We start from the raw sequence: 17,336 nt of genomic DNA on the forward strand, positions 1-17,336 counted from the left end.
TTGCGGGCGGGCTCAGGGGATGCGCCACTGCTGGGACCTGTTGTTCGCGGTGCAGGGGGTGACCGTGAGTTGCCGGCCCGCGCCGTTCGACGTCAGGCAGCCGCCCTGGAAGGCGATGTCCTTGATGGTGTAGGCGTTCGAGGACGGGACGCGCTCCAGGTTCCACCAGAGTCCGCCGCCCGCGCCGCCCAGTTCCACACGCACCGTTTCACCGAAGTGGGTGAGGGCGCGGGCGAGGGGCTGGCCGCTGGAGGAGCACACACGGAAGCTCTCGTAGCTGCCGCGCTCGTACACCCAGCCGAAGGCCGTGGTGCCGCCCATGACGACCTGCGTTCCCGATGCCTGGCTGTTTGAGGCCAGGCCGACCTTGAGGCCGTCGCCGACGCTGGTGATGGCGCCCCAGACGCCTCCGCCGCAGCCCTGGGGCGGGGTCGGGCCCGAGCCGCCGCCGGCCCCGCCGGACGGGGAGCCGCCCGAGGGTGTGCCGCCGCCCGCCGGGGTGCCTCCGCTCGGGGAGCCGCCTGCGGCGTTCTGGGCGGGGGCGGGTGCGGGCGGTTGGGCCGCCCCTGCGCCACCCGGCCCGCCGGGGGGCGTGCCGGTGCCGCCGCCGCCTTGGCCGGCCGCCTGGTCCTGGGCCGGCGGCGGGACCGCCGATGCGGGCGGAGGGGACTGCGTACCGCCGGGGGCGGCCGTGCCGGAGGCCGTGCCGCCCGGGGTCGGGGCGGAGGCCGATGCTGCGGGCTGCGCGCCCGCGCCCCGCGCCTCGGAGTCCCGCGCCCACGGCGCGACCTGCAGGACCGTGACGGCCACCGTGGCGGTCACCGTGACCGACACGGCCACCGGTACGACGACGCCCGCCGGAACCCGGAGCTTTTGCCACCACTTCTTCTGCTCACCGCCCGCGGGCGCGGCTGCGGCGACGACAGGGCCGGCCGGCGCGTCGAGCTCCCCGAGGGGCCGGCCGGCTGCCGCCCGGCGGGCCGCCGCGGCCATCACGGAGGCGTCGGCGTACCGCTCCTCGGGCTTCTTCGCCAGCGCCCGCGCGACGAAGGCGCGTACGGGCCCGGGGAACTCACCGGGAAGGTCGGGCGCGGGCTCGCGGACGTGCTTGAGCGCGATCTCGATCACCGAGTCGCCGGTGAACGGCGGCTCACCGGTGAGCAGTTCGAAGCAGACGACGCCCATGGAGTAGAGGTCGGAGGCGGCGACGGCGCCGTGGCCCTCGGCTTGCTCGGGCGCCATGTACAGGGCGGTGCCGAGGACGGCGTGGGAGTCGGTGATGCTGGTGGTGGCCGCGCTGGAGCGGGCGATGCCGAAGTCGGTGACGGTCACCCGCCCGTCCTCGGACACCATCAGGTTCGACGGCTTGATGTCGCGGTGGGTCACCCCGCCCACGTGGGCGGCGTGCAGCGCGTCCAGGGCCTGGGCGGCGATGTCGAGCGCCTGCTCGGGCGGGAGCGGGCCGGACCGAGAGCGGAGCTCGCCGAGGGTCCTGCCCTCGATGAGCCCCATGACGATGTACGCGACCCGCTCGCCCGTCTCCAGGGGGCTCTCCCCGTAGTCGTGGACGTCGACGATGCCGGGGTGGCTGAGCGAGGCGAGGACGGTGGCCTCGCGCCGGAAGCGGGCGGCGAAGCCGGGCGCGTCGAGCAGGGCCGGGAGCAGGACCTTCACGGCGACCTGCCGCCGGAGCACGCGGTCGTCGGCGCGCCAGACCTCGCCCATTCCGCCGCCGCCGATCCGCTCGGTCAGCGTGTACCGGTCCCCGAGGACCGTGCCCCGTCCCCACATGTGTGCTCCCCCGCGATGCCGGCTGTCCGGTGGTCCGTACAAGTGCAGTGCGGGACAGGGTACTTGGGGGGCCGGGGTGGCTCTCTCCTCCGGCCCCGTCCGTCAGCTGTCGGCGCCCCAGTGCCACAGGAGGGCGCCGCCTTCGGGGACCGCCGACCAGCGGGCGGCCGCCGCGTCCAGGCGCGGGCCCGTGCGGGCCAGGGCGTCTGGGCCGATCGGGGCGCGGCCGACGCCGCGGCCCTCGGCGGGCAGGCCGCGCCACACCCGGTACGCCCAGTTCACGGACAGCTCGGCGGCCAGCACGGCGTCGCCGCCGCGGCGCAGGACCTTCATCCCGGAGCGGCGGTGCCGGCCCGGGGCGAGCAGCTCGAAGCCCTGGAAGGTGGCTCCGCGTGCCATCGCGCCCCAGAAGCCGTCGTCGATGCCGAGGGCGGTCTCGACGACGGCGTGGACCAGGTCGTGCGGCATGGCCGGTCCGACGGGCTGGGCGGGCAGCCTGACGTCCGGGCCCTTGCGGTCGCGGACGAGGATCTCGTGCTGGTTGTCCGGCAGCTTCCGGAAGGACATCTCCATCGGGGCCGACGGTAGACGCGGCGCCGGCCGCCGCCAAGCCGTTTTCAGCCGGCGGCGGGCATCGCGGGCGCGGCGGGCTTCGCCGGTTTGGCGGGCAGGCCCACGGTGCCCGCACAGCCGAGCGTGTCGCCGGTGACCGGGGCGCCCTCGGCGACGTTCCGGTCGTAGGTGACGTGCCGGACGGTGACGGGGTCCTTCCCGACGGCCACGTCGAGGGCGGTTCCGTGTCCGGGGACGGCCTGGAGGCGGGCCCCGGGCAGGGCGGCGGCGACCGTGGCCGCGTCGTCCTCCCGGCCTGGCGCGTACCGGATGACCGGCGGCCCTGCCGGCCGGACGGCGGGCGCCGCCGCGGAGGTGTCGGTGACGGCGAACGTGTCGGCGCGCAGGGCCGCCGCGACCGCGGCGTCGTCGACGCGCACCCGGATCCCGGCCGGGTTGGTGCGGGCGGGGGCCGCGTAGGCCGGCTGGATGCGGGTGTCGCCGGTGATCGGCCGGTCCGCGGCCAGCGCCGCCCACAGCGCCCGGGAGCGGGCCTCGTGCCAGAGCAGGGTGGATCCGACACCGGGCACGCGGTGGTCGAACTCCCTGATGGGGACGGTCGCGAACTCGGTCTGTCCGGGCTTCAGGCGGCCCAGCGCCCAGGCGAAGTGGACGAGGTCGTCGAAGCCTGTGTCCGCGTCCGTGCGGACGGACTTGAGGAGGGTGCGGACGGTGCGCGCGGCGCCGATCGGGTCGGTGAGGGTGCCCTCGGCGGTGAGCCGGCTCAGCAGGTCGGAGACGGTGCGCTGCTGGCGGCGGACCCGGCCGAGGTCGCCGGGGCGGTTGATGTGGCGGGCTCGGACGTACTGGAGGGTGCCGCGCCCGTCGGTGAGGTGGAGGCCGGCGGGGATGTCGAGTCCGGAGTTCTCGTCCTTCAGGGGCTTGTCGGTGCAGACGACGCCGCCGCCGATGCCGTCGACGGCCTGCTCGAAGCCGAGGAAGCCGGTCTCCAGGTAGTGGTCGACGTGCAGTCCGGTGGCCTTCTCCACGGTGCGGACGGTCATGTCGGCGCCGCCGAGCGCGTAGGCGCCGTTGATCTTGCCGAGCCGGGCCGGTTCGGTGTCCTGCGCGTAGGCGACGTAGGAGTCGCGCGGGATGGAGACGACGCTGGCGCGGCGCTCGTCGGCGGAGAGGTGGACGAGCAGCATCACGTCGGTGCAGTTGCAGCCCTTGCCCCCTACGTTCAGCCGGCGCTTGTCGGCGGCCGAGATGCCGGTGCGGCTGTCGATGCCGACGACGAGGATGTTCGTACCGCGGCCGGGGGCGCCGGCCGGGCCGCCGGCGGCGGGGCGCGCCTCGGCGGTGAGGGAGGAGCCCGTGGCGAGCGTCGCCAGCAGGGTCAGGGCAATCGTAAATCGACGCAACATACACCCCCATAACGGTCTGTTTCGGACATCGCAGACAGTAGTGGTCGGCGGGTGCAGGGGCGGGGCTACGCGCCGGGAGCGGGGCGCGCGCCGCCCGGGTAGTGGGCGGCCACGTTGTCGGCGGCGGGCCGCAGGCGTCCGGCCGGGCCGCGGGAGAAGACCTCCAGCACGTTCGCCGTGACGGTGCGGGTGAAGGCCCCGGCCCGTCCGTCCAGGCCGTGGTTGGCCGTGCCGCCCGGGCCGGTCGCGTCGAGCGCCTCGACCCACCTCATGGTGCCGGTCGCGAAGACGCCGGCGCCGCCGGGCAGGGTCGCGTACGCCGAGTCGGCGTGCGTGCGGCGCCCCTTGCACACCACCGGCGAGTGGGCGACGATCTCGATCGGCCGCGGGGTGGGCCGGGCGGTGTCGACGCGGTCGAACTCGACGCCCACCAGGTGCGGGAACGACTCCCCGCGCCGCACCCCGGTCCCTTCCATCAGCCAGTGGTCCGGATCGGACACCACGTACGGGGCGTCCACCGGATACCCCTCGTAGAGCACTCCGAGGAGGCTGCTCTCGGGGTCGGGCGCCGGCGCACGCCGGAAGTCGCTGGTGGGCGGCAGGCCGCGGCGGTGGCCGGGGTCCTGCGCGTAGTCCTCCTTGTAGCAGACGACGGTCCGCCGCGGCCCGACCGGCGAAGGCTCGTAGCGGATGCGCCGGTAGCAGCAGTTCGCGCCGAACACCGCCAGGTTCATGCCGGCGTCCCGGGCGCGCGTCACGTGGAGCCGCTGCTCCGGGCTCCAGTACTCGTCGTGCCCGGGGGAGAGCAGGGCGGTCGCCCCGTACAGCAGGCCCGGGCGGTGGGCGACGTCCGCACCGGTGGCGTAGGCCAACGGCAGGCCGAGGCGCTCGGCCAGCGCGAGGAGGGGCGCCTCGAAGAAGAGGAACTGGCCGGCGCCGTGCCGGTTCGCGTAGGGGCGGTCGAAGGAGACGGCGAGCGAGCGCGAGTCCTTCCGACCGGTCGCACCCTGGTACAGGTCCGCCCCGCCCCACCGGTTGTACGCCTGCCAGGTGGCGACGGAGTTGACGAGGACCGTACGGCCGACGGCGGCGGCGCTGCGCAGGGTGACGGGGACGAACCGCTGGGCGCGCCCGTCGACGGTGTCGAGCCGCAGGAGGTAGCAGCCCTCCGGCCAGCCGGCGGTCTGCAGCACCGCCGAGCGCTCCCAGTCGGTGGTCGCCGTGCGGGTGGCCGGTTCGAGGCGCGCGGGGCTCTGGCGGCGGCCGGGCAGCGGCCCCGAACGCCACACGAGCCGGGCGCGGGCGCCGCCGTACCAGCCCATCCGGTAGGCGCTGACGGTGTAGGCGGCGGAGGTGGTGGAGACGCGGAGGCCGATCGGCTCGCCGGGCAGCACGCTCGTCCGTTCCGCGAAGCCCTCGACGGCGTGCGCGGCGCCCGGCCGGGTGACGCGCCATCCGGGGTCGCCGGCGCGCCGGTTCTCGGCCGCGACGTCGAAGCCGCCCACGGCAGCCGCGGATACCCCGCGACCGCCTGCCCGGCGTCCCGCGCCCGCGGCGGCCGCCCCGGGCCACGGCCCGGCGACGGCGGCGAGCGACAGCCCGGCGACCCCCAGCACCCGCCGCCGCCCCGGCCTCGCGGGACCCGGCTCGCGCCCGGCGCCTGAGTCGGGGTCCGGTTCGGGCCGGGGTTCCGGCTCGGGTTCGAACGCCCGCTCCAGGCCTGGGGCGGGCCGGGTGCTCGGATCGGGATCGGGTCGGGGGGCCCGCTCCCGCCCGTCGGTGTCGCCGCGTTCGCTCCGTCGGTTCATCGCAGCACACTCCGGGCGTGGGTCGTCGTCCGTGCGGACTCCTGTCTAGCGGAGCGACCGGCGGGGGCGGCGCACGCGGCCGTTCGCGGCGCGCCGCGCGCGTGGGCCGCCGGGGGCGGGAACGCGGTTCCGGAGTGCGTCGTTGGGACTCGTATGACCGTACCTGTGACACCGGACATCCCCGAGACGCTGGACCGGCGCGAGGGCCCCTACGGGGAGGTGGTGCTGCGCCGGCGCGGCACCACGTACGAGATCATCGCGAACGGCTGCTTCCTCATGGACACCTCGGACGGGCGCTCCGAGCGGCTGCTCGTCGATGCCGCGCACCTTGCGCTCGACCCGCCGCCCGGCGCGCGCCCCCACCTGCTGATCGGGGGCCTCGGCGTCGGGTTCTCGCTGGCCCACGCCGCCGCGCAGCCGCACTGGGGCCGCATCGCCGTCGTGGAACGCGAGGCGGCGGTCGTCGACTGGCACCGCAGCGGGCCGCTCGCCGAGGTGTCGGCCGCGGCCCTGGCCGACCCGCGCACCGAGGTCCTGCGGACCGACCTGGTCGCCTACCTGGCCGGCTCGGCCGACCGGTACGACGCCCTGTGCCTCGACATCGACAACGGCCCGGACTGGACGGTCGACGAGGACAACCGAGGCCTGTACTCGCCCGCGGGCCTGGCGGCGTGCCGGAACCGGCTGCGGCCCGGCGGGGTGCTGGCGGTGTGGTCGGCGCAGCCGTCCGCCGCGTTCGAAGCCGCCCTGCGCGGGGCGGGGTTCGAGGGCGTGCGGACGCAGGAGGTCCCGGTGGCGCGCGGCGTACCGGACGTGGTCCACCTGGCGCGGAGGCCGTGACCCGGAGCCCCGTCGATGCGGACGGGGCTCCGCGGCCCGGGTGGGCCCCCTGCTCCGCCGACTGGAGCAGGGGGCCCGCAGGGACTTCGGGGACCGGGGGCCGCCCGGATGCAGCCGCCGCCGATCGTCCACCCCCGGGAGTACGCGGCGGGCGGACACCTCAGCCCACGGGCCGACGCGGGACCGCCCCGGCGCCCGTAGCGTCCCAGGCATGATCACACTGCCTCGGGCGGCCGCGGCCGCCGTCCTCGCCTGCACGCTCGCCTTACCCGCCACCGCCGCCGCGGCGGCCGCGCCCGACACCTCCGCCGCCCGCCCCGCCGCCTCCGACGCGGCCTCCGCCGGCCGCATGCGACTGCCCGCGCCCACCGGCGCCCACGGCGTCGGCAGCACCGTGCTCCACCTGGTGGACCGGTCCCGCAAGGACCCGTGGGAGCCCGCCGCCGACGGCCGCGAGCTGATGGTGACCCTGCACTACCCGGCCGCCCGCCGCGCCCACGGCCGGCCGGCCCCGTACGCCACCGAGCCGGAGGCCCGGGAGCTGCTGAAGGCGGCCGGTGCGCCGGACAGCCCCTCCTCTGCGGGGGAGTTGGCACGGCTGCGGACGCATGGCGCGGTGGACGCGCGCCCCGCCCCGGGACGGCATCCGCTGGTGGTCCTCTCCCCCGGGTTCGGGGCGCCGCGGTTCACCCTCACGAACCTCGCCGAGGAGCTCGCGTCGCGCGGGTACGTCGTCGCGTCCGTCGACCACGCCTACGAGTCGTCCGGGACGTCGCTCCCGGACGGGCGGCTGCTGACCTGCACGGCGTGCACGGTCCTCGACGGGGGCGGCGTGCCGGGGAGCACCGTCACCGCCGCCCGCGCCGCCGACACCCGATTTCTGCTGGACCGGCTGACCGGCCCCGCGCCGGCGTGGCGGCACGCGGCGTCGATCGACGCCTCCAGGATCGGCATGGCCGGCCACTCCATCGGCGGCGCCAGTGCCGCCACCGCCATGCTCGCCGACCCGCGCATCGACGCGGGCGTCAACATGGACGGATCGTTCTGGGACGTTCTCCCAGCCGGTGGGCTGCAGGGGCGGCCGTTCATGCTGCTCGGCACCGACGACGACATGCACCGGCCGGGCGGCGCCGACACCACCTGGGACACCACCTGGCAGGCGCTCGGCGGCTGGAAGCGGTGGCTGACGGTGGCGGGGACGGACCACTACAGCTTCTCGGACGCACCCGTCATCCAGCGGCACTTCGGCCTGCCCGCCGGGGACATCCCCGCCGAACGCGCCCTCGCGGTGACCCGCGCCTACACCGCCGCCTTCTTCGACCAGCACCTGCGCGGGCAGCCCCGGCGACTGCTGGACGGGCCGGCCGCATCCCACCCGGAGGTGCGCTTCCACCAGCCGTGAGCCGGGGCGCGTCCCACCCCCGCTCGGCGGGGGCGGGACCCGGCAACGCGCCGACGCGGGCCGCACGCCGGGGGCCGGCCGCACGGCGCGGTCGGCCGTACAACAGGGAGCCGGCCGTACCCGGAATCGGGCCGGACGCCCTGGGCCGTACGGTCAGCGGCCGTGCGAACGGGCGGCGCCCAGGCGGCGGGTGGCCGCGTCGGCCGTGCGCTCCGCCTTGCGGAGGGCCTGTTCGGCCCGCCGGTGCCGGGAGCGGGCGGCGCCGGCGGCCTCCTCGGCCGCCTCCAGGCGGATCCTCAGCCGGGACAGCTCCTCGCGCAGCGCCTCCGCCGCCGCGGAGGTACGGTCCAGCTCCTTCGCCGCCCCGTCGAGCACCGTCCGGGCGCGCTCCCGCTCCTCCTCGGCCGCGGCGACCGCCCTCAACGCCGCCTCGACACGGGCCTCCTGACGGGCGGCCTGCCGCTCGGCAACGGCATCCCGCGGGGGCTCCGGAGCGCGGGCGGGCTTCCGGACCGCCGTCTTCCCCGCCGGCTTCGGGGGCGGCGGTTCGGTGGCTCGCGCGGCCGCCCTGCCGGCCGGCTTTCCGGTCGGCTTCGGCGTCTTCTCCTCTGCTGCCGACTCCTCGGTCCGCTCCCGGGCCGGTTCGCCGGGCCGCTTGTGCGGTGGTTCCGCTTTCGTCCGCTCGCGGTGGGCCGCAGGCGGTGCGGGCTCCGCCGGCTCCCGTTCCGTCGCGGCCGGCGTCGGCCGGTTCAGGGCGGACAGGGCGGCCGGGCCCGGCTCCAGGCCCTCGAAGCCGAGTCGCGGTGCAGGGGCCTGCGCCAGGTGCCCCTCCGCCCAGTCCCGGCCGGACTCTTCGTCGCCCGCCAGACCGTGCAGGACGGCCTCGACCTCCCGGGCCAGCGCCTCGCCGCCGCGTTCTCCCGCGCGCTCCGCCAGTGCGGCCGCGTCGCGGGCCAGACCCGCCGAGAGCCGGTTCCGCTCGGCCGACAGCTCCCTGATGCGGCGGCCGTCGAGCTCGCGGTGCGCCCTGCGCAGGGCGTCGCCCGACTCCAGCAGCTGCGCCACCCGTTCCGGCTCGGCACCCGCCAGCAGGTTCGCCGCCCACACCGCGAGCGTCGGGCGCCGCAGCGCGGACAGGGTGCGGGCGGACTCCGGGTCGCCCTCCCGCTTGGCCCGGGCCGCGTACGCGTTCCTGGCCGCCACGAACCCGCCCGGGTGGAGCGCGTACAGCTCCCGCATCACCGCATCGACGTCCATGCCCCCACCATGGGGCGCCGCCCCGGCCGCCGCCGCCCGCGACCCGCCGGCCGGCTGCGGGCACGCCCGGACAGCGGCGGCGTGTCAGTCGGTGTCCTCCCGGGCCAGGGCCAGGGCGAGGTCCTGGAGGATCTGCTCCGTCGACACCGGCGGATCGGCCTCGTCGTGGGCGTCCGCGAGCGCGTCGAAGGCGGTGATGAAGCCGTTGACCAACGCGCTCAGGGGCGCGGACATCTGCTCCAGGACGGCCATGCCGACCTCCTGGGCACTGGCGTCCGCCGGGACGACGAACTGAGTGGGCATGACCTCGGCCAGCACGTCGGAGACGAACCCGCGGTCGGCCCCGGAGCGGAGGGCGGTGAGCGCGGCGATGGCCTTCAGTTTGATCTCGTTCTCCGTCATCGGACGAGCTTAGAACGCCCCTCCGCCTCCGCGGCCGGTGCCCGCCGCCACCGAAAGAAACAGAAAAGTTGTTGAATATCGTCTGACTGGCCGGATATTTTTGGCAGATTTGGCGACTGGCGCACTGATGTTCCATCATCATGACTGCACGTCAGCTTTGGGCGTGCGCCGAGGAGGCGGGGGCACGGGGGTTCCCCGGTCACACCGGATGGTTCCGCAGCGGGCTCACGGCCCCGCCGCGCACGGTGGCTCCCGCCCCGGTATCCCGTCATCTAGGCAAAGGCCCATGTCCGCCCAGCAGCTCTCGGACCTCATACGTTTCGCCCGTCACAACTCGCCCTTTTACCAGGAGCTCTACGCCTCCATCCCTCCCGGCGCCGACCGCCTCGCCGACCTCCCGGTCATCGACCAGAAGCGGTTCTGGGAGGCGAACGCCTTCCCCGGCAGCCGGGTCCTGACCGGCCCGCTCAGCGAGGCCACCGTCTTCAAGACCGGCGGCACGACCGGCGCCCCCAAGCTGTCCGTCTACACCCGCGACGAGTGGCGCACCTTCGTCACCTCGTTCGGCCAGGGGCTGGTGGACGCGGGCCTGCGGCCGGGCCACCGCGTCGCCGACCTGTTCTACGCGGGCGAGCTGTACGCCAGCTTCCTCTTCATCCTCGACTCCCTCGCCCACGCCCCCGTGGACAACGTCCGCCTGCCCGTCGGCGGCGGAGCCCCGCTCGAGTCGACGGTTCCGACACTGCGGGACCTGTCCGCGCAGGTCGTCGCGGGCACGCCCACCACCCTGTGCCGGCTGGCCGAGCACCTCGCGGCCGGCGGCGACCGGCTGGAGTCGGTGGAGCTGCTGCTCTTCGGCGGCGAGGCCCTCTTCGACGACCAGCGCCGCCTGCTGGCCGCCGCGTTCCCCCGCGCCGAGGCCCGCTCCGTGGGCTACGCCAGTGTGGACGCCGGCCTGCTCGGCCGGCCCGTGCCCGGCTCCGACGCCCGCGTGCACCGCGCGTTCACCCCGTACTCCGTCGTCGAGATCCTCGACGACACCACCGGCGAGCCGATCACGGAGCCGGGGCGGCCCGGCCGGGTCGTCGTCACCAGCCTCTTCCGGCGCCTCATGCCGATCATCCGCTACCCCGCGGGCGACCGCGCCGAGTGGACCGGCACCGGGCCCGGGAGCTTCCGCATCCTCGGCCGCGCCGAGGAGGGCGTACGCGTCGGGCCGGTCTCGCTCCACACCGACGACGCGCAGAACGCCGTCGCCGCCGCGGACACCGCGGGCCGGGTCGTCGGCATGCAGCTCGTCGTCCGCCGCTGGGACGGCCGCGACGGGCTCGTACTCCGCCTCGCGACCGCCCCCGGCGACACCGGCGACGGCCTGGACACCCTCGCCAAGGCAGTCGTCGCGGAACTGGAGGCGGCGCGGCCGCTGTACCCGCAGAGCGTGGCCGCCTCCTTCGTGCACCCGCTGTCCGTGGAGTGGGCGCGCCACCGCGACCTCGCCGTCAACCCGCGCTCCGGCAAGCTCGTCCGGGTCCTCGACGAGAGGCCCACCGCATGACCGCCGCGCCGCCGTCCGCGCCCTCGACCGCACCCCCGCCGGCGCCTGCTGCCGCGCCGGGCGGGCGGTCCGCGCGGCGCGCCCCGCTCGTCCTGCGCAACCGCGCCTTCGGCGCGGTGTGGCTGGGCCAGGTCCTGACCCAGGCCGCCGTGCGCATGTTCCAGGTCGGCGTCTCCTGGTGGCTCGTCGCCTACGCCGTCCGGGACGCCGCCGGGCTCGCATCGGGGCTGTTCATGGCCGTCTGCACGCTCCCCGCGGTGGTCCTCGCCCCCGTCGTGGCGAAGGCCGTCGGCCGGTACGCGCACCGCTCGGTGCTGCGGACCGCCGCCGGGCTCGCCGCGGCTGCCGCGGCCGTCCTCGCCGTCGCGGCGCAGGCGGGCGGGCCGCCGCTCGCGGGCGTGTACGCCGCCGCCCTCGGCCTGGCCACCTGCCAGGCGTTCTTCGACCCGTGCCTGACCACCTCAGTCCCCGAGCTCGTCGACGACGAGGACATCGAGGCCGCCACCGGCTTCGAGCTGTCCACGCAGTCGCTGGCCGGGCTCGGCGGGGCGCTGCTCGGCGCGCTCGCCGTGGACCGGGCCGGGGTCGCGGGGCTGGCCGCCGGCTGCGCCGCCGCCTACCTCGGCGCCGCGGTCCTCGTCGCCACGGCCCGCTTCCGCAGCCCCGCGCCCGCCGCCGCGGACGGAGCGGCGCCCGCCGACGGCGCCGCTCCGGTCGGGCGCCCGCTGCGCCGCATCCTCGGCGAACTGCCCTACGTGCGCCGGATCCTGGTGTGCTTCACCGCGGCGAACCTGTTCACCGCCGCCGTGTTCGTCGTCGTCCCGCTCTACACCCGCTCCGTCCTCGACGGCGGGGGCGGCACGGTGGCCCTGCTCGAGGCCGCGCTGGGCACGGGGGCGCTCGTCGGCGCGTTCACGGGGACGCGGGTCCCCGGCCGGCCCACCGTCGCCGGCGCGTACTGCCTCGGCCTGATGGCCGTCGCGCTGGCGCTGCCCGGCCTGGCCGCGCACCGAGCCGCGGCGGTGTGCGGCCTCGCCGTCTCCGGCTGGTGCGCCGGCGCGGTCAGCGTCCGGTTCGTCGCCCTCTTCCAGCGACTCGTTCCGCCCGCCGACAAGCCCGGGTTCTTCGCCGTCATGCAGGCCGTGCTGGGCGCGTCCCTGCCGGTGGCGTCCCTCGTCTTCGGCTTCGCGGGCGACGTGCTGTCCCCGCGGACGCTGTGCCTGGTCCAGGGCGCCGGCCTGCTCCCCGCCGCCCTCGCCCTGGCCCTCCTCGGGGCGCGCACCCCCGAGCCCGAACCCGCGCGCGAGCCCGCGTCCGACGCGGCCGCCGGCGCCGAGGGAGGCGGCCGGTGAAGCCCGTCATCACCCCGGCCTCCCCTGCCGACATCGCCGAACTGCGCCAGCTGTACTACGCCGTCTACGGGCCCCACTACCCGGTGGCCCTCGGCACCGACCCCGCCGAGATGGCCCGGCTGATCGAGGACCCGCACTCCCTGTGGCTCGTCGGCCGGTGCCCCGGCAGCGGCGCCCTGACCGGGTCGGCCGCCATCCACGGCGAGGCGGGCAGCCGCATCGGCCGCCTCGAAGGCATCGCCGTGCACCCCGGGCACCGCTCCGGGGGCCTGGCCGGCGCCCTCACCGCGGAACTGTGCGCCGGCATGCTGGACACCGGGCGCCTGGACTCCGTCTACGCGACCGTACGGACCGTCAGCGCCGGCCCCCAGCGGGTCGTCCTGCGCAACGGCTTCCGCCCGCTCGGCATCCTGCCGAACGCGGTCGACCTGCGCAGCCGCGAGAGCCTCGCCCTGTACGCGAGGCACTCCGCCGGCGTCCTGGAGCGCCGCAAGCCCGTCACCGAGGTCCCCGCGGCCCTCATGCCGCTGCTGCGCACCGCCGAGGACGCCCTCGGCATCAGCTACGGCGGCGTCCGGGCCGTGTCCGGGCCGGCGTCCGCGCCGGCCGCAGCCCCGGGAGCCGCCGAGCGCCTGGAGGTCATCGAGGCGCCGGCGTTCGTACGCCGCCGCTTCCGGGAGCGGTTCCCCGACCGCAAGGACTGGTTCTACCCGCTGCACACCCCGAACGTCCTCCTCGCCCCCGAGGACGGCCGGTTCGAGGTGTACGCCTACCTCAACCGGACCGGCGGCTACTGCTCCCTCCTCACCGCCCACCCCGAGCCGGCCGCGGCGGCCGCCCACCTGGAGCCCGTCACCCGCGCCCTGGCCCGGGCCGGCGCCGGCTACGTCGAGGCCCTGGTTCCGCTGGACCGCCCGGAAGCCCTCCGGGCCTTCCACGCCCAGGGGTTCGTCGCCGGGGCGCTGTACCCCGCGATGCGCGCCGACGGCGACGGCTTCCGCGACTACGCCGTGCTGTCGCGCTCCTCGGAGCGCATCGACTTCCGCGGCGTCGCCGTCGAACCGCCGCTGCGCCCCTACCTGGACTGCTACGTGTCGGCCTGGGCGTCGACCCACCTGCCCACCCCCTCCGAGGTTGCCCGATGAACCCCCATCTCGCGCCGGTGTCCGTACCCGACCCGGCCCTCCTGCCGCACGTCCAGCGACTGTGCGACCTGACCGACCCGTACGCCTTCGGGCCCGCCGAGGACGAGCTGTTCGCCGCCGCCATGGCCGAGTCGCACGCCTGGCACCGCGATCGGTCGCCGTTCTTCCGCTCGCTGTACGAGGCGACGCCGCCGGCCGAGCCGTACCGGACGCCGCTGGTCCACGCGAACTTCTTCAAGCGCCACGAGGTGCTGTCGATCCCCCGCGAGGACGTCGAACTGCACCTGACCTCCTCCGGGACGACCGGGCAGAAGTCGCAGATGTTCTTCGACACCTGGACGATCCGCTCCGCGCAGCGCATGGTCGCCCGGATCTTCGAGCGCAACGGCTGGATCACCCCCGAGCAGGAGGTCAACTACCTGCTCTACAGCTACGAGCCGGCGCCGTCCCTCAATCTCGGCACCGCCTTCACCGACAACTACCTGTGCGACTTCGCGCCGGCCCGCAGCGTCGCGTACGCCCTGCGCAACACCGGCGGCGGCCACGAGTTCGACCCCTTCGGCTGCATCGCCGCCCTCCGGCGCTTCGCCGAGGACGGCGCGCCGGTCCGCATCCTCGGATTCCCGGCGTTCCTCTTCTTCACCCTGGAGCGGATGCGGGCCATGGGCGTGCCGCCGCTGCAGCTCCCGGAGGGCTCCCTGGTCGTCCTCGGCGGCGGCTGGAAGGGCCACGCCGACCGGCGCATCGAGAAGGAGGAGCTGTACGGCCGGGTCTCCGAGCAGCTCGGCATTCCGGGCGGGCGGATCCGTGACACCTTCGGCTCCGTCGAGCACTGCATCCCGTACGTGGAGTGCGACCACCACCGGCTGCACGCCCCCGTGTGGTCGCGGGTGGCGATCCGCTCCACGCGCACCCTGGAGCCGCTGCCGTACGGGGAGCCCGGCTACCTGCACCTGGTGTCGCCGTACATCACCTCCGTCCCGGCGCAGAGCGTCGTCATGGGCGACCTGGCCTCGCTGCAGCCGGGCGAGGCCTGCGGGTGCGACGTGCCGACCCCCTGGTTCACCGTCCACGGGCGTGCCGGGGTGAGCCGCAACCGGAGCTGTGCGGTCGCCGCCGCCGAACTGATGAAGGGCATGGCGTGACCATGATCGACACCACCACCGCAACCGCGGCCGCCCCGACCGCCGCCGCGCCGCACTTCTGGCAGGGCGCCTTCATCGGCGACGAGGAGGCCGGGCGCCGCCTGGCCGACCTGCCCGCCGCTGTCGAGGCCGCGCTGGCCGGCGTCCTGGAGACCGAGACCGTCCTCGCCGCCTGCGACGCCCTGTCCGCCGCCCTCCTCGACCCGGCGCACCCGGTCCACGTCCGCCTCGCCGCCCACCTCCCCGAGGGGGAGGACCCGGCGCTCCTCGCCGAGCTCGGACAGGCCCTCGGCCGCCGGGAGCTCACCCGCAAGCTGCGCCGGGAGCTGGGCGGGGCCGCGCCGGGCCGCCTGGACCGGACCGACCCGCGCGAGACGGTCTACGAGGCGTGGGCGCCGGTCGGCATGGTCGCCCACATCGCGCCGGGCAACGCCGCGACCGTCGCGCCGCTCAGCATCGTCGAGGGCCTCCTCGCCGGGAACGTCAACGTCCTGAAGACCAGCAGCGCGGACACCCTCCTCGCGCAGGCCCTGATGGCCGAGCTGGCGGCCTTCGACCCCACCGGGGCGCTGGCCGGCCGGATCGTCGTCCTGCGCTTCCCGTCCTCGCGGCAGGAGTGGCTGCGCCTGATGTGCGCGCCCGCGGACGCCGTCGCCGTGTGGGGCGGGGAGGCCGCCGTCGAGGGGGTGGCCGCCCACGTGCCGGCGGGCTGCCGGCTGGTGGAGTGGGGGCACCGGATCTCCTTCGCCTATCTGACGGCCGACGCCTGGTCGGACCCGGCCGTGCTGGAGGCCCTCGCGGACGACGTGTGCCTGTTCGAGCAGCAGGCCTGCTCCAGCCCGCAGGTGGTCTACCTCGACACCCGGGACGAGGTGGAGGTGTTCGCGTTCGCGGAGCGCTTCGCCGCCGTACTCGGCGCCCGTCCGCCGGCCGTCCCGACGGGTCCGGCCGGTGCGCCCGACCCGGCCGAGGAGGCCGAGCTGACCACGACCGAGCTGGTGGCCCGGCTGGAGGAACACCTGGGCCTGACCCGCGTGTTCGCGGCCCCCGACGGCTCTTGGCGGGTCATGGCCGACACCCGCTCGCCGCTGACGGCGTCACCGCTGCACCGCAGCGTGTGGGTCAAGCCGCTGCCCCGCAAGGAGCTGATCACGACGCTGCGCCCGATGCGCCGCTACCTGCAGACCGCGGGCATCGCGGGCAGCCGAACCGATGTCGCCGAGCTGTCCCGCACCGTCCTCGCCGCCGGCGCGACCCGCGTCACCCCGGTCGGGGCGATGCCGCACAGCTACGCGGGCGAGCCGCACGACGGCGTGTACGCGCTCCAGCGCTACAGCCGGCGCGTCGCCGTCCAGGCGGACCCGAAGCTGTTCGCGACGACCGCCTGCCTGGACGACCTGGCGCGCGCGGCCGTCCTCCCGCCGCCGCGGGGGCCGCTGGTCGGCAAGGACGACGTCCAGGCCCGCAACGGGCGGGTGGCACGGGCGGACGCGGAGCTGTACTTCCACAGCGGCGGCAGCACGGGCGCCCCGGCGCTGTCGCTGTTCAGCTACGACGACTACGACACGCAGATGCGGGCGGCGGCCCGCGGCCTGATCGCCGCCGGGTACGACCCGGTGGGGGACCGCACCGCCAACCTGTTCTACTGCGGCGGCATGTACGGCAGCTTCATCAGCTTCTTCTCCGTGCTGGAGCGCCTCGGCGGGGTGCAGCTGCCGCTGGCGGCGGGCCCCGACCACGCGGCGACGGCACGGGCGATCGTCGAGCACCGGGCGGACACCCTCTTCGGGATGCCCTCCTACCTGTGGCAGCTGCTGCACGCGGAGGCGGACGCGCTGCGCGTCTACGGGGGCCTGCGCAAGGTCTTCTACGGCGGCGAGCACTTCACGCCGGAGCAGCAGCGGGTGCTGGAGGAGGACTTCGGCATCGAGGTCGTGCGCTCGATCACCTACGGCAGCACCGACCTCGGCCCGCTCGGCTACCAGTGCACGGAGAGCTCGGGCGGCGTCCACCACCTGCACGCCGACCTGCACACCCTGGAGATCCTCGACGAGGCCGAGGACCGGCCCGCGGCGCCCGGGGAGACGGGCCGGCTGGTCTTCGCCACGCACGCGCGGCGCGGCCAGCAGCTGGGCCGGTACGTCATCGGGGACCTCGGGCGGGAGGTGCCCGGCCGCTGCCCGTGCGGCAGCCTCGCCCCGCGCTTCGAGCTGCTGGGGCGGACGGGCGACACGGTGCGGGTGGCGACGTACCTGCTGAACCACCGCCGCTTCACGGCCCTGGCCGGCGAGGGCGGGCACCGCGGCGAGCTGCAGCTCCGCATCGGCGCCGGCCCGGAGCGGGAGCGGCTCGCGGTGCGGGTGGAGCAGGCGGAGGGGACGGACCCGCAGCGGCTGCGCGAGCTCTTCCTGTCCGGCTACCCGGAGCTCCGCTCGGCCGTGGGCGAGGGGCTGCTGGAGCTGGTCGTCGAGGCGGTGGACGGCGCCGCGCTCGACCGGGTCCCGACGAGCGGCAAGCTCCGCTCGGTGGTGGACGACCGGCCCCGCGCCGTCTGACCCGCCGCCTCCGCGCCCGCCCGGATCCGCTCCGGGCCGGGCGGGCGCGGGCACGGGGCGGGGCGGGCGCGGGCCCCGGCGCCGAGTGGCCGGGGCCGGGGCCCC

At 76.2% G+C, this 17,336-nt stretch carries 13 protein-coding genes; 7 read left to right on the forward strand and 6 right to left on the reverse strand.

The window, feature by feature from the left end; genetic code table 11:
• Positions 1 to 12: 12 nt before the first annotated feature.
• The 4 genes from IE170_RS33280 to IE170_RS28920 form a co-directional block, all read right to left on the reverse strand.
• Complete coding sequence (locus IE170_RS33280; RefSeq protein WP_189812428.1) at positions 13 to 1,791, reverse strand: serine/threonine-protein kinase; 1,779 nt, start codon at positions 1,789 to 1,791, stop codon at positions 13 to 15.
• Between the two features lie 102 nt (positions 1,792 to 1,893).
• A complete protein-coding gene (locus tag IE170_RS28910; RefSeq protein WP_189812429.1) occupies positions 1,894 to 2,364 on the reverse strand; it encodes a hypothetical protein in 471 nt (156 codons plus the stop codon).
• 44 nt (positions 2,365 to 2,408) lie between these two features.
• On the reverse strand, positions 2,409 to 3,770 hold the full coding sequence (locus IE170_RS28915; protein WP_223855761.1) for an LCP family protein: 1,362 nt from the start codon (positions 3,768 to 3,770) through the stop codon (positions 2,409 to 2,411).
• A gap of 65 nt (positions 3,771 to 3,835) precedes the next feature.
• Entirely contained in the window at positions 3,836 to 5,275 is a 1,440-nt protein-coding gene (locus tag IE170_RS28920) for a N,N-dimethylformamidase beta subunit family domain-containing protein (protein WP_229885261.1), read from the reverse strand.
• 456 nt (positions 5,276 to 5,731) lie between these two features.
• On the opposite strand from IE170_RS28920, the gene IE170_RS28925 reads away from it, so the two are divergent.
• Together IE170_RS28925 and IE170_RS28930 are read left to right on the forward strand one after the other, a co-directional pair.
• Positions 5,732 to 6,418, forward strand: a complete 687-nt coding sequence (locus IE170_RS28925; protein ID WP_189812430.1) for a spermidine synthase family protein — start codon at positions 5,732 to 5,734, stop codon at positions 6,416 to 6,418.
• Positions 6,419 to 6,629: 211 nt separating this feature from the next.
• Positions 6,630 to 7,820 (forward strand): alpha/beta hydrolase family protein, encoded by a 1,191-nt coding sequence (locus IE170_RS28930; RefSeq protein ID WP_189812431.1) that lies wholly within the window; start codon positions 6,630 to 6,632, stop codon positions 7,818 to 7,820.
• A gap of 153 nt (positions 7,821 to 7,973) precedes the next feature.
• Here IE170_RS28930 and IE170_RS28935 read toward each other — a convergent pair whose 3' ends face one another.
• Positions 7,974 to 9,077, reverse strand: a complete 1,104-nt coding sequence (locus tag IE170_RS28935; RefSeq protein ID WP_189812432.1) for a hypothetical protein — start codon at positions 9,075 to 9,077, stop codon at positions 7,974 to 7,976.
• 84 nt (positions 9,078 to 9,161) lie between these two features.
• Positions 9,162 to 9,479 (reverse strand): hypothetical protein, encoded by a 318-nt coding sequence (locus tag IE170_RS28940; protein ID WP_189812433.1) that lies wholly within the window; start codon positions 9,477 to 9,479, stop codon positions 9,162 to 9,164.
• 286 nt (positions 9,480 to 9,765) lie between these two features.
• On the opposite strand from IE170_RS28940, the gene IE170_RS28945 reads away from it, so the two are divergent.
• Genes IE170_RS28945 through IE170_RS28965 form a run of 5 tightly spaced genes read left to right on the forward strand, consistent with a single transcriptional unit; the run spans position 9,766 to position 17,231 of the window.
• A complete protein-coding gene (locus IE170_RS28945) occupies positions 9,766 to 11,034 on the forward strand; it encodes a phenylacetate--CoA ligase family protein (protein ID WP_189812434.1) in 1,269 nt (422 codons plus the stop codon).
• Positions 11,031 to 12,386 carry an MFS transporter gene (locus tag IE170_RS28950; protein WP_189812435.1) on the forward strand — a complete coding sequence of 452 codons (1,356 nt, stop codon included), beginning with the start codon at positions 11,031 to 11,033 and terminating at the stop codon, positions 12,384 to 12,386. The genes IE170_RS28945 and IE170_RS28950 overlap by 4 nt, the downstream gene beginning before the upstream one ends.
• Positions 12,383 to 13,531, forward strand: coding sequence for a GNAT family N-acetyltransferase (locus IE170_RS28955; protein WP_229885264.1), 1,149 nt, complete (start codon positions 12,383 to 12,385; stop codon positions 13,529 to 13,531). The genes IE170_RS28950 and IE170_RS28955 overlap by 4 nt, the downstream gene beginning before the upstream one ends.
• Positions 13,528 to 14,676, forward strand: a complete 1,149-nt coding sequence (locus tag IE170_RS28960) for a LuxE/PaaK family acyltransferase (RefSeq protein ID WP_189812436.1) — start codon at positions 13,528 to 13,530, stop codon at positions 14,674 to 14,676. The genes IE170_RS28955 and IE170_RS28960 overlap by 4 nt, the downstream gene beginning before the upstream one ends.
• 2 nt (positions 14,677 to 14,678) lie before the next feature.
• A complete protein-coding gene (locus tag IE170_RS28965) occupies positions 14,679 to 17,231 on the forward strand; it encodes an acyl-CoA reductase (protein WP_189812465.1) in 2,553 nt (850 codons plus the stop codon).
• Positions 17,232 to 17,336: the final 105 nt, after the last annotated feature.

The organism is Streptomyces toxytricini, assembly GCF_014649915.1.
Lineage (GTDB): Bacteria > Actinomycetota > Actinomycetes > Streptomycetales > Streptomycetaceae > Streptomyces > Streptomyces toxytricini.

What these genes read in the sequence shown, in the direction of transcription:
- IE170_RS28930 (WP_189812431.1), top strand. Translation starts at nt 6,630, where the DNA reads ATGATCACACTGCCTCGGGCGGCCGCGGCCGCCGTCCTCGCCTGCACG.
- IE170_RS28925 (WP_189812430.1), top strand. Translation starts at nt 5,732, where the DNA reads ATGACCGTACCTGTGACACCGGACATCCCCGAGACGCTGGACCGGCGC.
- IE170_RS28950 (WP_189812435.1), top strand. Translation starts at nt 11,031, where the DNA reads ATGACCGCCGCGCCGCCGTCCGCGCCCTCGACCGCACCCCCGCCGGCG.
- IE170_RS33280 (WP_189812428.1), bottom strand. Translation starts at nt 1,791, where the DNA reads ATGTGGGGACGGGGCACGGTCCTCGGGGACCGGTACACGCTGACCGAG.
- IE170_RS28935 (WP_189812432.1), bottom strand. Translation starts at nt 9,077, where the DNA reads ATGGACGTCGATGCGGTGATGCGGGAGCTGTACGCGCTCCACCCGGGC.
- IE170_RS28960 (WP_189812436.1), top strand. Translation starts at nt 13,528, where the DNA reads ATGAACCCCCATCTCGCGCCGGTGTCCGTACCCGACCCGGCCCTCCTG.
- IE170_RS28910 (WP_189812429.1), bottom strand. Translation starts at nt 2,364, where the DNA reads ATGGAGATGTCCTTCCGGAAGCTGCCGGACAACCAGCACGAGATCCTC.
- IE170_RS28915 (WP_223855761.1), bottom strand. Translation starts at nt 3,770, where the DNA reads ATGTTGCGTCGATTTACGATTGCCCTGACCCTGCTGGCGACGCTCGCC.
- IE170_RS28965 (WP_189812465.1), top strand. Translation starts at nt 14,679, where the DNA reads ATGATCGACACCACCACCGCAACCGCGGCCGCCCCGACCGCCGCCGCG.
- IE170_RS28945 (WP_189812434.1), top strand. Translation starts at nt 9,766, where the DNA reads ATGTCCGCCCAGCAGCTCTCGGACCTCATACGTTTCGCCCGTCACAAC.
- IE170_RS28940 (WP_189812433.1), bottom strand. Translation starts at nt 9,479, where the DNA reads ATGACGGAGAACGAGATCAAACTGAAGGCCATCGCCGCGCTCACCGCC.